Raw genomic sequence first — 12,931 nt, forward strand, 5'->3', positions numbered from 1 at the left:
AGCGGGCGCAGGCGCGGCCGTTGCCGCTATCGCAGCGCCCAGCGTCGCGCTGGCGGCAACGGCTGGCGGCAGCAGCCATGCGGGCAATTCTTCTCACTCAAAGCACGGAGAGCGACACACCATGAACACGGTCACGACCAAAGACGGCACGCGCATTTTCTTCAAGGACTGGGGTTCCGGTAAGCCGGTTGTCTTTTCGCACGGCTGGCCGCTCGATGCGGACGCATGGGACGCGCAGATGCTGTTCCTCGTGCAGAAAGGCTACCGTGTGATCGCTCACGACCGTCGTGGCCATGGCCGCTCGGACCAGCCGTCGCACGGCAACGACATGGACACCTACGCGGATGATCTGGCCGCCGTGATCGAGGCGCTCGACCTGAAGGAAGCCACGCTCGTCGGCCATTCGACTGGCGGTGGCGAGGTCGCTCACTATATCGGCCGCCACGGCACTTCGCGCGTCGCCAAGGCCGTGCTGATCGGCGCCGTGCCGCCGATCATGGTCAAGACCGAAGCCAATCCGAACGGCTTGCCGATGTCCGTGTTCGACGGCATTCGCGCGAACGTGGCGGCAAACCGCTCGCAGTTCTACAAGGACCTGGCGGTGCCGTTCTACGGTTTCAATCGCCCGAACGCGAAAGTTTCGCAAGGCACGATCGACGAATTCTGGCGCGAAGGCATGCTCGGTTCGATCAAAGGCCAGTATGAGTGCATCAAGCAGTTCTCCGAGGTCGACTACACAGCGGACCTGAAGAAGATCGACGTGCCCACGCTGATCCTTCACGGCGACGACGACCAGATCGTGCCGATCGACGACTCAGCCCGCCTGTCGGCCAAGCTCGTGAAGAATGCGACGCTGAAGGTCTATGCCGGCGCGCCGCACGGCATGTGCACCACGCAAGCCGACAAGGTCAACGCCGACCTGCTCGAATTCCTGCAGAGCTAAAACCAGCCGGCGCGCGCCGCATTACAGCGGCGCCGCTTCCGCTTTTCCCTGCGCTTTTCCTTTCTTTCGACGCATTGCGCCGCTGCGCCAATCGCTGATGCAATCGGCTTCAAATTGCGAAGCCGATTAATAGAAGCTCAATGTATACATGAATTACCGCGAGTGGATTTTGTCCGCGAAAATCCATTACGGCGATATGTCGGTCAAAAATAAATCACATTGTGTTCGAGCGTTAGCTACGTGGGCTAACCGTGCAAAGCCCCATAGGCCGGTACTCGCGTAATACATATGATGTTTCGTGCTTATTATTTGAGCGCACGATAATTAGCGGGGTTTCCCAACTCCGGGAAGACCCGGCATAATGACAAATAACTTACACCTAATAAATTCGAGTAAATGACTACCGGCAGTTGAGGCGCTGCAACGACCCGAGGTGACGAACATGTTCAACGATCTTCATGCATCCGCCGCCACGGCCGCACGTCCCAAAGACTCCCTCGGGTGTCTGTCGAGTCAACTGCGCCAGGACCTCGAACTCGACACTGGCGAGTTCAAGTTTTATCGCAAATGCACGGTGGGCAGCGACACGAGCCCCGTCGCAATGGACGGCTCGGGCCGCGGTTTCCTGATTGGCGTATCGCTGCAAACAGGACACCGCCGGCGCATCTACTCGCAACATCGCTGGGTCACGCACGAGTTCGAGCGCGACAGCGTCTACGTCCGCGATTTCGCCGACGACTACCGCGCCGAACTGCTAGGCGGCTTCGACTTCGTGCTGATCGAACTGTCGCGCAATTTCGTCAGCGACGCCTGCCATGAGCGCGGCGGCAGCGGCCTCGCGCGCATCGCAACGGTTGCGGGCCGCAAAGACCCGGTGCTCGGTCATCTGGCGCAGATGCTCGCGCTCACGCTCAATGCGCAAAGCGGGGCAAGTCCGCTCTTCATCGAACAACTCGGCGTGACCATCGGCACGCATCTGCTCGATCGCTACGGCGAGGCCGCGCGTCGGTCGGACCGCAACAGCCGGGGCCTGTCCGCGTTGCAGGAAGCCCGCGCCAAAGAGATGCTGCTCGCCAGATCTCAGGGCAATGTGTCCATTGAAGAGATCGCCGGTGCGTGCAACCTGTCGCGCAGCTACTTCATTCGCGCGTTTCGCGAGTCCACGCGGCGCACGCCGCATCAATGGCTACTGGAGCGGCGTATCGAACAGGCTCGCGAACTTTTGAAACACTCGAACCATTCGCTCTCGGAGATCGCCATGGCTTGCGGCTTTTCCGATCAGAGCCATTTCACGCGCACGTTTTCGCAATTCGTCGGCATGCCGCCAGGACATTGGCGTCGTGAGGCTCGCCTATAGGCAGATAAAAAATCTCGCAGCGCACACTCTTCACGGTGCGCCGCCCACGCAAATGGACTTTCGTACAAAGCATCGCACTAACCGACAAGACGCGAAGGATTTGACGCGGTAATTTCCACTTGTCGTACTGCAGGTTCTTCTTACCAAGCTCGTTGTCCCGGAAGTTGAAAACGACATGATTGAACTAGGCCGCTTTCAAATAGATCTGGAACTGCGCACCTTATGGCGTGACGGCGAACGTGTGCCGCTCGGCTCGCGCGCCTTCGAAATTCTTGCGATGGTCGTCAAGGCCGGTGGACGTCTCGTCACGAAAGATGAGTTGATGGACGCCGTATGGCCGGAAACCATCGTCGAAGAAAATAATATCCAGGTTCATTTGTCCGCGCTGCGCAAGATTCTCGGCGCGGACCGCGATCTGATCCTGACCGTGCCTGGCCGCGGCTACCAACTCGTGCAGCGGCACCGTGCCGCGAGCGCCGCGAGCGCCGTGAAACCGCCGATGCCTGCGCCGGCTGGACGCCCTCTTCCGCCTCCGCGCACGCCACTCGTGGGGCGCGACACGGCCGTCGCTCAAATCCGCTCCATGCTCGAACACACGCGCGTGCTGACGCTAGCCGGCGCCGGCGGCATCGGCAAGACGAGCCTCGCTATTGAAGCTGCCCGTCATGCCGCCGTGGATTTTGCGGAGCCCGTGTGGTTCGTGGAACTGGCCACGCTCGGCACGCGCGACGAAGTGCTGGCCGCCACCGCGCAAGGCTGCGGGTTGCCCGTCGAACACGCGACCCCGGGCCTCGCGCAAATCGCCTTGGTGCTGGCGGACCAGCGCCGTCTGCTCGTGCTCGACAACGCCGAACACGTGATCGCGCACGTCGCTGAAATGGTCGAGGCATTGGTCGCCGCCAACGCGAACCTGCGGGTGCTCGTAACGAGCCGCGAGCCGCTGCGCATCATGGCCGAAGCGATTTTGCGGGTCGAGCCGCTCGACGTGCCGCAGCCTGGCTGCCCTGACGCGCAGATTCTGCAGCAATCGGCCGTCAGTCTGTTTTTGCTGCGCGCCAACTCGTTGCAGCGCGAAGTCGCCGCGGATAGCGCGGAACTGCGGCTCGTCGGCGAGATATGCCAACGTCTCGACGGCATTCCGCTTGCGCTCGAACTGGCGGCGGCGCGCGTGGTGACGCTCGGCGTGGCCGGCGTGCATCAACGGCTCGACGACCGCATGGCGATACTCGCGGGCGGCTATCGGACTGCGTTGCCGCGCCATCAGACCTTGCGCGCGACGTTCGACTGGAGTTTCGCGCTGCTCGATCCGGATTCGCAAGCGCTCTTCAGACGAAGCGCGGTGTTCGGCGGCGTCTTCAGCTTCGAAGCAATGTGCGCGGTGGCATGCGATGCGTCGCTGACCGTGGCCGATGCGATCAGCGCGATCAGCGAGCTGCTTGCCAAGTCACTCGTGAACGTGGAGTTCGACGGCCCCGTGGCGCGCTACCGTCTGTTGGAATCGACACGCGCGTATGCGCTCGAAAAGCTGCAGGCCGAAGGCGAGCGGCAGGACATGGCCGTGCGCCACGCGCGCTATCTGTCGCAATGTTTCATGGCGCACACGGCGCAAACGGCACAATCGGCACAATCGGCCCAAACGGTGCGTGGCAACGCGGACAGCGTCGCGGCGCTCAAGCACACGCTCGACGACGCACGCAACGCAGACGACTGGGCCTTCTCCGCAGACGGCGATGTGCAACTGGGCATCGAGCTCGCATCGAATCTCACGGGCGCGCTGCTGGACAGTGGAATGATCGCGGAATGCTGTGAGCGCGCAAGCCGCGCGGTCCATGCATTGGACACGCTGCCCGCCGGCAGCGTCGATGCGCTCGGCGAAATGCGCGTACGCGCGGCGTTGGCTTCGGCGCTGCCGCACGTGCGCGGCTCCGTCCCGACGTCCGAACGACTGTGGCGCAGCGTCCTCACGCTCGCGACCGAACACGGTGATGCTGGATTTCAGGCGCGCTCGCTGTGGGGCTTGTGGACCACCATGATTTCGAGCGGCAACATCCACGAGTCCATGCAGTTCGCGAAGCGCTTGCGTCAGCTTGCACAGCATTGCGCCAACCCGTGGCAGGAGACGCTCGCCGACCAGATTGCAGCGATTTCGCTGCATTGCCTGGGCCGCCATGCCGAGGCCAAAGCAGAACTGCTGCGCACGCGTGACCGCTTCGCGGAACTCGAATACAGCGGACTGCGCGACAACACGATCGCCGTGCATCCGCTTGTCTACTGCAATGGCACGCTCGCGCGCATTGCGTGGCTCGAGGGACATTGTGGCGAGGCGATGAAGCTCGTCGATACCCTCGTCGGCCTCGTGCGGCCCGACATCATGGAGCCGTTGCTCACGCACACGCTCGGCGCCTCGGCCGCGCCGCTCGCGCTGATGTGCGGCGACCTCAAGCGCGGCGCGGTGTATCTGGAGATCATGCGCTCGCAGGCGGCGCTGCATGGCCTCGACGTCTGGCGCGACTACTGCAACTGCCTGTGCGCGTATCGCGGCATTCTCGGCGGCGACGAGCAGCGAGGCGTCGCGCTGCTGGAGACCTCGCTCAACGCGCTGATCGAGCGTGGTTTCCGGCGCCTGATCACGCTGTTCATCACCGCCTATGCCGAGGCACTCGTGGCCGCCGGACGGATCGATGAAGCGTCGCGCCGGCTCACCGACACGCTGCAGTTTTGCGAGGCCAACGGCGAGATGGTGTTCGCGCCAGAACTGTGGCGCGTGCTCGGAGTCGCCGCGCACGCGCAGCGCAAGCTCGCCGACGCCGAAGCCTGCTTCATTAAGGCAATCGACATGGCGCGTTCGCAGGGCGCGAGAATGTGGGAACTGCGCGCGTCGCTTGCACTGGCCGGCTTGCGGCAGGAATACGGTCGCGCTGCTGAAGCGCTGCAAATGCTCGAACGCATGGCGCTGTATTTCGATGCGCCGTCGAACGCGACCGATGTGCAGACGCTGTTCGATACGCTCGCAACGATGCGCGGAGCGAAACGCAAGAGCGCCTCGCCGGCGGCCGCGGTGAATTCTGCGCCAACCGATTCGCGCAAGCGTGGCCCGCGCAAGGCGGGCGGGAGCCTCGCACGCGTCGACTAGCTGATGCGTGCCACATGCGGGTTTATTACGGTATCCATAACATCTGCCATTACGCCCCGCCATCCTTCTGAACCGGTGCGCCGCGCGCCGACGCGTCGGCGGCCGAATCGTCGGCCGCCGAATCGTCACGCTTCGTGGTCAGCACGGCCGGCATCGACGGATTTTCTGGCTGCGTATAGCGTGCCTGCACCGCAGCCTTGATCTGCGCGAGGCTCCCGGCTGCATCGAGCGAAGTGTCCTGCTCGATCCGCCGCGCTTGCGCCGCGAGATCCGGGTCGCCGATTTCCTTTTCGAACCACCGCGAATAGTCGCTCTGCTCGCGGTGATACTGCCAGGTGGCGGCGTCGACGCCCTCCGCAATCTCCACGAACAGCACCAGGTTATGCGCGCGCAGATTCAGTGCACGCTCGGGTCCGCGGAAATAGAAACTGCGCTCGGGAATCAGCAGCCCTTCCGCATATTTTCTTCGATGCCTGAGCCGGTGCTTGCTGCCCGGTTCGAGCCGGACCACACCTTCGGGCGCCGGCTCGGTGAGACGCCATAACAGCGCCTCGCCCGGTTGCAGTTGCGTTTGCCCCAGCATATCGTCGACGTTCGGCATAGCGCGGTCCGTGGCTTTCGCGAGTTCCTGCACGGCCTTGCCCGCGCTCGGACCCATCGCGAGCATCAGATTCACCTGGCGCAGGAACGCGCCGTCGAGTTGCTGCGGAGAAACCGTGATCGCAAGCGCGGTCTCCAGCGTCTGCGGAATAGTCTGGCTCGCACCCGCCCAGCCAGCCGGAAAGAGATGATGCGCCTCGTCGAACACGAGCCAATGCGGCCGCCCGGTGCGCACGCGCAACTGCTGCACTTCGAGCAGTAACGACGCGCAGAACGCGGGCCGCTCGGGCAGCGGCACGCGCAGCAGATTGACGGCCACCGCCGCGCGCGGAGGGCGCAGCAGCAACTGCACGACTTCCTCGATCTGCGGGGCGGTGTGCGCATCGCCCACCACGATCGTATCCTCGTCGTTCTGATAGTCGCCTTCCGGATCGATGATGCACAACTGCTGGTGCATGCCCGCCAGGCGTTCCAGGAGACCCGCGCACGCGGTCGACTTGCCGCATCCCGATTCACCGGCGAGCAGCGCGACCGTGCCGTGCGCCGCGCAATACCGATCCGCGGGCTCCTCGCCGTCGCGCGAATGTCCGACCAGAACGCGGCTGCGCGGCGTCACGCTTGCCCGTTCGCGCAGGTCGTCCTTCACGAGCGCGTCGATGAGCTCGGCGACACCAGCGCCCGCCGCGTGGCTCGTGATCATATCGGCTCGCTCCTTCAAGGCCGGCAATGCATTGGCAACCGCGACGGAAAACCCGCACGCGTCGAGCAGCGCATGATCGTTCTCGGCGTCGCCTACGCCTGCCACGTTGAAAGCCGACAGCGCCAGTTCGCTTAGCGCCTCCTGCAAGCCGCTTGCTTTCGATATGCCCGGCGAGACGATCATGACCGCTTCGCCGTTAAAGATGATCTGCAACCCGAGACCCAGGTCGCGAATCGCGGCAAGCGCGATCTGCTCGGCGGGCTTCATCGTCGCGACGAGCGTTTCGCTGACGCTGAAATGACACAGGCCGCGGCGCTTCAATTCTTCGACGAAAGCGGGCGGCGGCGGCGGAGCGAGGAGACGCCGTGTGCCCGTCGACGGCGTATACAACACGCCGCCGTTTTCCGCGACGACCCGTGAGAACAGGTCGAGCCGCGGGCAGACGGCGAGCAGGTCGTCCATCTCCCGGCCGCTCACGAGAATCGCCTGGCGGCCCGAGGCGCGCAGGCGTTCGAGCGCGTCCCACGTTGCGTCGGCGACGCGTCCGTCGGATGCGAGGGTGTTGTCGTAGTCGGTCGCAATGGCAAGAAATCGCATGGAAGGCGCTCCGTGATCCTGTTTCGTTTCCGCTTGCTTCAGTCGGCCTGCGCCGATTGCGCGTCGCAGGTGCCGCGCAGCATCGCTTCGTAAATGCGCGAATACTGATCGACCATCCGCTCGACGGAGAAGCGGCGCTCGAATGCCGCCCGGCAAGCAGCGCGGTCGATGGTGTCGATTTTCGCGAGCGCGGCCACCGCTTCGTCGACGGAATCGACGAGGAAACCGGTCACGCCGTGCTCGACGATCTCCGGCGCGGCGCCGTTGTTGAACGCGATCACAGGCGTGCCGCACGCGAGCGCTTCGATCATCACGAGGCCGAAGGGCTCGGGCCAGTCGATTGGGAACAGTAAGGCGCGTGCCTGGCCGAGAAAATCGTTTTTGCGCGCGTCGTCGACTTCGCCGCAATACTCGACGTGCGGCAACTCGAATAGGCCCGCGATTTCCTGCTCGAAATACTCGCGGTCACTATTGGCGATTTTCGCGGCGATGCGCAACGGCAGGCCCGCGCGCCGCGCAATTTCTATTGCGCGGTCGGGCCGTTTGGCGGGCGAGATGCGACCGAGAAACGCCACATAATCGCTCGGCTCTTCATGAAAGCGCAGCAGATCGACGGGCAAGCCGTGATGGACCGTCGCGCGCCAGTCGAGCCATGGAAGCGGCGCACGCTGCGCATCGGAAATCGACACCAGCGGCATATCGGCAAACTGGCGGTACAGCGCGCTTAAGCCCGGTATGTCGAGTCGCCAGTGCAAGGTGGTCAGCGAAGCGCATGGCAGCCGCCGCGCGAACGGAAAGCTCGTGTAGTCGGTGTGAAAATGCACGAGGTCGAATTTATCCGCGCGCCGCACCACTTCTTCCAGCATAGCGAAGTGAAAAGCCTGCGGGTCGGCCGTATCTTCGATCAGGCGAATCGCAGAGTCGCTGCCCGAGACGAGCCGCGCTCGCGTTTGGGAATCGCCGGTTGCAAAGAGCGTGACGTCGTGGCCCAGCGAGACGAGGCCGTCCACCAGCCATGCCACCACTCTTTCGACGCCGCCATAAGCGACAGGCGGCACTCTTTCATACAACGGTGAAACCTGGGCGATGCGCATGCGCTGCTCCGCTCGACGAACCGATACGTAGCGAGCCGCATGGTGCATGCCCGGCGAAATCACGCGTGACCCGCCGCGCTTTTCGTCGATGGAAAAATGTACCTGTCGGCGATGAAATTTAAACGTTATGGACGGTGACGCGCAGCTAGGCGATCGGGCCGCTGTAGCCGTCGGTTGGCGATGCGGGCTCGACTCGCTCGACATGCTCGTCGATCCAGTCCGTCGCCCGCTCGCGCGCGAACTCGATCGCCTCATGTTCGTCGACGAAATCGCGATGAAACTCCATGTCATGCGTATCGTCGCTCGAACTCACCGCACCTTGCGTCACCTCGATCCTCGCGTGCGCGACAATCGCGCCGTCGTCGACGCCCGCCGTGAGATGAACGATGCAGCCTCCATATTCGAAGTCCATGATGTCTTCTCCCGCGTGTAGTGGTTATGCCGCGCTAGCTGCGCTTCGCGCCGCCGTTGCCGCGCGACCTGGCGGCGGTGCGGGGCTGCGCTGCTTCCGCTGCCTCCGCTGCTTCCGCGCTCTCGTCGTCGATTGCTTCCGCCGCGCGTCGACCCTTCCCCGACTGGTCCGCAGCCGCCGGCGGCTCGGCGTCGCCCGCGTCGCCTTCTGCTTCGATCTGTGCCTGCGCGCGCAGCCAGTAATCGTCGGGCCGTCCTTCGGGCGAGCCGTCGCTTTCCCATAGCTCATACGCGCGCTTGCGAATTCGATCCTCTACTGTCGGTTCGACCGGTAAGCCTGCCATTGCAATCTCCATACGTGTTGTGACTCGAAAGCACGCGCGCAATGCGGCGGCTGCGCCGGTGAGGCAGCAAAGCCCGTTCCCATGCAGTACACGTCGAGGCTCGACGGCGTGAGTGCGCAGATGCTCACGAACGCAGGCAAAAACTCGCGATCACTCGCGCGCTTGCACGCTCGCCGTAGCATCGGCCAGTTGTTATAATTCTTTCAGCAGTTCTGATTCAAATATAACGCCGCTCACGCAGCCCACGCGCCAGGATCCCCATGCCGAAACCCGACCGTCTTCGTGCTCTCGCCGATGCATTGACGAGGCAAAACGTGATGCGTCTGCGCGACGCCGCGGCTTTGCTGGGTGTGTCCGAAATGACGGTGCGCCGCGACATCGCGGCGAACTCGGATCGCTTCACGTATCTCGGCGGCTACATCGTCAGCGCGACGGACGTGCCGAACAACGCCGGCTATTCGCTCGAACAGGAAAAGGACCACTTCGCGCAGGCCAAGGCAGAGGCGTCGTCAATCGCCGCGGGGCTTATCGGCGACAACGAGACGCTTTTTATCGATTGCGGCACGACGCTCACCACGCTCGCGCGGCTCATTCCTCCTGAGCGGCATGTCACGGTGGTGTGCTATTCGTTGAACGTGGCGGAGATTTTGCGGCGCAAACCAAATGTGCGGATGATCCTGCTTGGCGGCGTGTACGTGCCTTCTTCCGATTCGTTCGCGGGCGAAGAAAGCCTGGAGATGCTGCGCCGCATGGGCATCAACAAGGCGTTTATTTCAGCGGGCGGCGTCGACCCCGCGCGCGGCGTGACGTGCTGGAATTTTCACGAAGTCGCGCTGAAGCAGGCCGCAATGGCGAGCGCCGTCGAACGGCACCTCGTGGTAGACATGAGCAAGTTCGGCGTCGTCAAGGCCGTGCGCTTCTCGCAGGTCGACGACTTCGATTCGATCATCACCGAACTGGGCCAGGAACACCGCAAGCGCAGATAGCGCACATGCTCCGGTCTCTTCATGCGCCCGCGTCCGTTCTCGCGTGCGGCGCTGCGGTTCGATACCCGTGAAGCGCCGCCCGCGCCCGGCCCAGGACGCCTAGCGCTTGCGTTGCAGCGCGAAGAGCGTCCCGGCAAGCAGAATAAACGCGCCGATAATCGCCTTTTGCCAGGTGCTCGGCACGCCGACGAGTATCAGCACGCTCTTGATGAGCGTGACCAGCACCACCCCTAGCAGTGTTCCCACCACCGTACCCGTGCCGCCCGTAATGCGGGCGCCGCCGAGAATCACTGCGGCGATCACGTCGAGCTCGGAGCCGACCAGATCGAACGGATTCGCGAGGCGGTTGTTCGACACGTGCAGAATGCCCGCGATGCCCGCCAGCATGCCCGTATAGCCGAACACGAACAGATGGATCGCACGCAGGTTGTAGCCGAGGCGCTCCGCAATCGCAAGCGAGCCTCCCATCGCATAGACGCCGCGGCCCATCATCGTGCGATTCAGCAGCCACCACGTGACGACCGCGGCCGCGACCAGCGCGAGGACCGACACGGGCAACACCGCGCGCAAGCCGTCCGCGGTGTGATAGAAAAACAGCGGAATGCGTCCGAATCGATCCATGCTGTGCGGAATGTTCATGAAGAACGTCGTGCCGATGAACGTCAGCAACAGCCCGCGATACAGATATTGCGTGCCGATCGTGACGATCAGCGAAGGCGCTTTCAGCCGGTGCACGAGCAGCCCGTTCACCACTCCGAGCACGACGCCGCCGAGCGCGCCGGTGACGAGGATCAGCGCGAACGGCGCGTCCGGCCACCACGCGAACACGGCCTTCGTGATGCCGTACATGGTCAGCGCGGCAATCGCGGTGAACGACACGTCGATGCCGCCCGACGCGAGCACGACGAGCGTGCCGAGCGCGAACAGCGACATCGTGGTCGCCGAATGCAGCAGGTCGAACAGCGTTGCGAACTGGAAGAATCGTGGATTGATTGCGCCGACGATCAGGCACGTCACCACGATCAGCGCAACGGTAAACCACTCGGGGTTGCGCGCGATCCTCGTGCGCAACCCTGGCGGTTCGACGCTCGGCGCGACTTCGACGACGGTGGGAGTGGTCATGGTCTGCTTCTTGGGCGAGTCGATGGGCGAGTCTTCGGGCGAGTCGATGCGCGACTGGATGCGCGAGTTCATGGCGGTTGACGTCCTCTATGCCGCTTCGGAAAGCAGCGCGTGATACAGATCGGCTTCGCTCAGTTCGTCGGCGCGATATTCGGCGGCCACGCGTCCCTTCTTCATCATCAGAATGCGGTCGCAGTTCTGAAGAAGCTCGGGCAAGTCGTCGCTGATCAGAATGATGCCTATACCGCGTTGCGACAACCGCTGCATGATCCGGTAGATGATGTCCTTGGAGCCCACGTCCACGCCCACAGTCGGTCCGTGCAGAATCAGCACGCGCGGGTCGATGGCGAGCCAGCGGCCGATCAGCACGCGTTGCTGGTTGCCGCCCGACAGTGACTGCACCGGTTTGTCGACGCCAGGCGTTGCGATCTGCAAATCCTTCACGGTCTGTTCGGCGAGCGCCTGAGCACGCGTGCGGTCAATCTGACCGAAGCGGTCGCGCAGGCTTGAAATCATCGCGGTGATCACGTTGTCGCGAATCGGTTTGTCGAGAAAAAGGCCCTCGTTCAAGCGGTCTTCGGGCACATAGCCGATCCGATGGCGCTTCGCGTCCGAAGGCGTGCGCAGCGCGATGTGCTGCCCGTCGAGCAGCACGTCGCCCGACTGCGCCGGCGCGACGCCGGCCAGCGCGCGCGCAAGTTCGTTGCGCCCGGAATCGAGCAGCCCGGTAACGCCGAGAATCTCGCCGCCGTGCAGCTTGAACGAGACGTCGCTGAACTGGCCCGCGCGCGTGAAGCCGCGCACGTCGAGCACGATGTCCTGCGCATGCGCGCTCTCGCGGTAACGTTCGTTCGTCAGATGGCGGCCCGTCATCAGTTCGCTGATCTGCGCCTTGGTGAACTCAGCAATGGGTCCCTGCGCCATTTTCTGCCCGTCGCGCAGCACGATCACCTCGCCGCCGATCGCATAGCACTCGTCGAGCTTGTGACTCACGAACAGCACCGTCACGCCTTGCGCGCGAAGGTTCGCGAGCACTGCGATCAGATTGTCGACTTCTTTTTGCGTGAGCGACGTAGTGGGCTCGTCCATGATGACGAACTTCGCTTCGCTCGCAATCGCGCGGGCAATGGCGACGAGCTGGCGCGTCGCAAGCGGCAATTGCTCGATCAGCGTCGATTGAAACTCGCTGTTGCCGGGCAGGCCGACGGCTTCGAGCGCGCGCGCGGCGGTGGCGGCGAGCACGCGGCGATCGAACGTGCGCGCGAGCCGCCCTTCGTGTGTCGCAAGCTCCGACGTGAGCGCGACGTTTTCGGCGACGCTCATGTTGGGCAGCAGCGAGAGGTCCTGATATACGGTTTCGATGCCGGCGGCGAGCGCCTCGAGCGCGGAGAGCCGCGCGTGCGGCACGCCCTCGATAAGCAGTTGGCCCTCGTCCGGCGGTTGCGCGCCGGAAATGATCTTGATCAGCGTGCTCTTGCCGCAGCCGTTTTCGCCGAGCAGGTGATAGATCTGCCCGCGCTGGAACGAGAGGCTCACGCCACGCAATGCATGCACGCCGGTAAAGCGCTTATGCACGCCCACCACTTCCAGGAAAGGTTGCGGCAACGGCGCGGAAGATACGTCTTGTTGATTCATGATGATCGG

Annotated in this window: 10 protein-coding genes; 4 read left to right on the plus strand and 6 right to left on the minus strand. The window is 63.6% G+C overall.

Going from position 1 to position 12,931, the window contains the following annotated elements; translation table 11 throughout:
* Positions 1-121: 121 nt before the first annotated feature.
* The 3 genes from RW095_RS28510 (at position 122) to RW095_RS28520 (ending at position 5,433) form a co-directional block, all read left to right on the plus strand.
* Positions 122-943, plus strand: coding sequence for an alpha/beta fold hydrolase (locus tag RW095_RS28510; RefSeq protein WP_317022109.1), 822 nt, complete (start codon positions 122-124; stop codon positions 941-943).
* A 442-nt stretch (positions 944-1,385) separates the two neighbouring features.
* Positions 1,386-2,300, plus strand: coding sequence for a helix-turn-helix transcriptional regulator (locus RW095_RS28515; protein ID WP_317022110.1), 915 nt, complete (start codon positions 1,386-1,388; stop codon positions 2,298-2,300).
* A 175-nt stretch (positions 2,301-2,475) separates the two neighbouring features.
* Complete coding sequence (locus RW095_RS28520) at positions 2,476-5,433, plus strand: ATP-binding protein (RefSeq protein WP_317022111.1); 2,958 nt, start codon at positions 2,476-2,478, stop codon at positions 5,431-5,433.
* Between the two features lie 49 nt (positions 5,434-5,482).
* Here RW095_RS28520 and RW095_RS28525 read toward each other — a convergent pair whose 3' ends face one another.
* The 4 genes from RW095_RS28525 to RW095_RS28540 form a co-directional block, all read right to left on the minus strand.
* Positions 5,483-7,330 (minus strand): HAD hydrolase family protein, encoded by a 1,848-nt coding sequence (locus tag RW095_RS28525; RefSeq protein ID WP_317022112.1) that lies wholly within the window; start codon positions 7,328-7,330, stop codon positions 5,483-5,485.
* A gap of 38 nt (positions 7,331-7,368) precedes the next feature.
* Positions 7,369-8,424 (minus strand): glycosyltransferase family 4 protein, encoded by a 1,056-nt coding sequence (locus RW095_RS28530; RefSeq protein ID WP_317022113.1) that lies wholly within the window; start codon positions 8,422-8,424, stop codon positions 7,369-7,371.
* 145 nt (positions 8,425-8,569) lie between these two features.
* Positions 8,570-8,836, minus strand: coding sequence for a hypothetical protein (locus RW095_RS28535; RefSeq protein WP_128591008.1), 267 nt, complete (start codon positions 8,834-8,836; stop codon positions 8,570-8,572).
* Positions 8,837-8,870: 34 nt separating this feature from the next.
* Entirely contained in the window at positions 8,871-9,179 is a 309-nt protein-coding gene (locus RW095_RS28540) for a DUF2934 domain-containing protein (protein ID WP_317022114.1), read from the minus strand.
* A gap of 260 nt (positions 9,180-9,439) precedes the next feature.
* Between RW095_RS28540 and RW095_RS28545 the strand changes: the two genes are divergently transcribed.
* On the plus strand, positions 9,440-10,165 hold the full coding sequence (locus RW095_RS28545; RefSeq protein WP_128589429.1) for a DeoR/GlpR family DNA-binding transcription regulator: 726 nt from the start codon (positions 9,440-9,442) through the stop codon (positions 10,163-10,165).
* 99 nt (positions 10,166-10,264) lie between these two features.
* On the opposite strand, the gene RW095_RS28550 is transcribed toward RW095_RS28545, so the two are convergent.
* Both RW095_RS28550 and RW095_RS28555 read right to left on the minus strand, forming a co-directional pair.
* Positions 10,265-11,359 (minus strand): ABC transporter permease, encoded by a 1,095-nt coding sequence (locus RW095_RS28550; protein WP_317022115.1) that lies wholly within the window; start codon positions 11,357-11,359, stop codon positions 10,265-10,267.
* Positions 11,360-11,374: 15 nt separating this feature from the next.
* Positions 11,375-12,922 (minus strand): sugar ABC transporter ATP-binding protein, encoded by a 1,548-nt coding sequence (locus RW095_RS28555; RefSeq protein WP_317022116.1) that lies wholly within the window; start codon positions 12,920-12,922, stop codon positions 11,375-11,377.
* Positions 12,923-12,931 lie beyond the last annotated feature (9 nt).

It is taken from the genome of Paraburkholderia kirstenboschensis (assembly GCF_032806925.1).
Lineage (GTDB): Bacteria > Pseudomonadota > Gammaproteobacteria > Burkholderiales > Burkholderiaceae > Paraburkholderia > Paraburkholderia kirstenboschensis.

What these genes read in the sequence shown, in the direction of transcription:
- RW095_RS28525 (WP_317022112.1), bottom strand. Translation starts at nt 7,330, where the DNA reads ATGCGATTTCTTGCCATTGCGACCGACTACGACAACACCCTCGCATCC.
- RW095_RS28540 (WP_317022114.1), bottom strand. Translation starts at nt 9,179, where the DNA reads ATGGCAGGCTTACCGGTCGAACCGACAGTAGAGGATCGAATTCGCAAG.
- RW095_RS28545 (WP_128589429.1), top strand. Translation starts at nt 9,440, where the DNA reads ATGCCGAAACCCGACCGTCTTCGTGCTCTCGCCGATGCATTGACGAGG.
- RW095_RS28555 (WP_317022116.1), bottom strand. Translation starts at nt 12,922, where the DNA reads ATGAATCAACAAGACGTATCTTCCGCGCCGTTGCCGCAACCTTTCCTG.
- RW095_RS28520 (WP_317022111.1), top strand. Translation starts at nt 2,476, where the DNA reads ATGATTGAACTAGGCCGCTTTCAAATAGATCTGGAACTGCGCACCTTA.
- RW095_RS28510 (WP_317022109.1), top strand. Translation starts at nt 122, where the DNA reads ATGAACACGGTCACGACCAAAGACGGCACGCGCATTTTCTTCAAGGAC.
- RW095_RS28530 (WP_317022113.1), bottom strand. Translation starts at nt 8,424, where the DNA reads ATGCGCATCGCCCAGGTTTCACCGTTGTATGAAAGAGTGCCGCCTGTC.
- RW095_RS28550 (WP_317022115.1), bottom strand. Translation starts at nt 11,359, where the DNA reads ATGAACTCGCGCATCCAGTCGCGCATCGACTCGCCCGAAGACTCGCCC.
- RW095_RS28515 (WP_317022110.1), top strand. Translation starts at nt 1,386, where the DNA reads ATGTTCAACGATCTTCATGCATCCGCCGCCACGGCCGCACGTCCCAAA.
- RW095_RS28535 (WP_128591008.1), bottom strand. Translation starts at nt 8,836, where the DNA reads ATGGACTTCGAATATGGAGGCTGCATCGTTCATCTCACGGCGGGCGTC.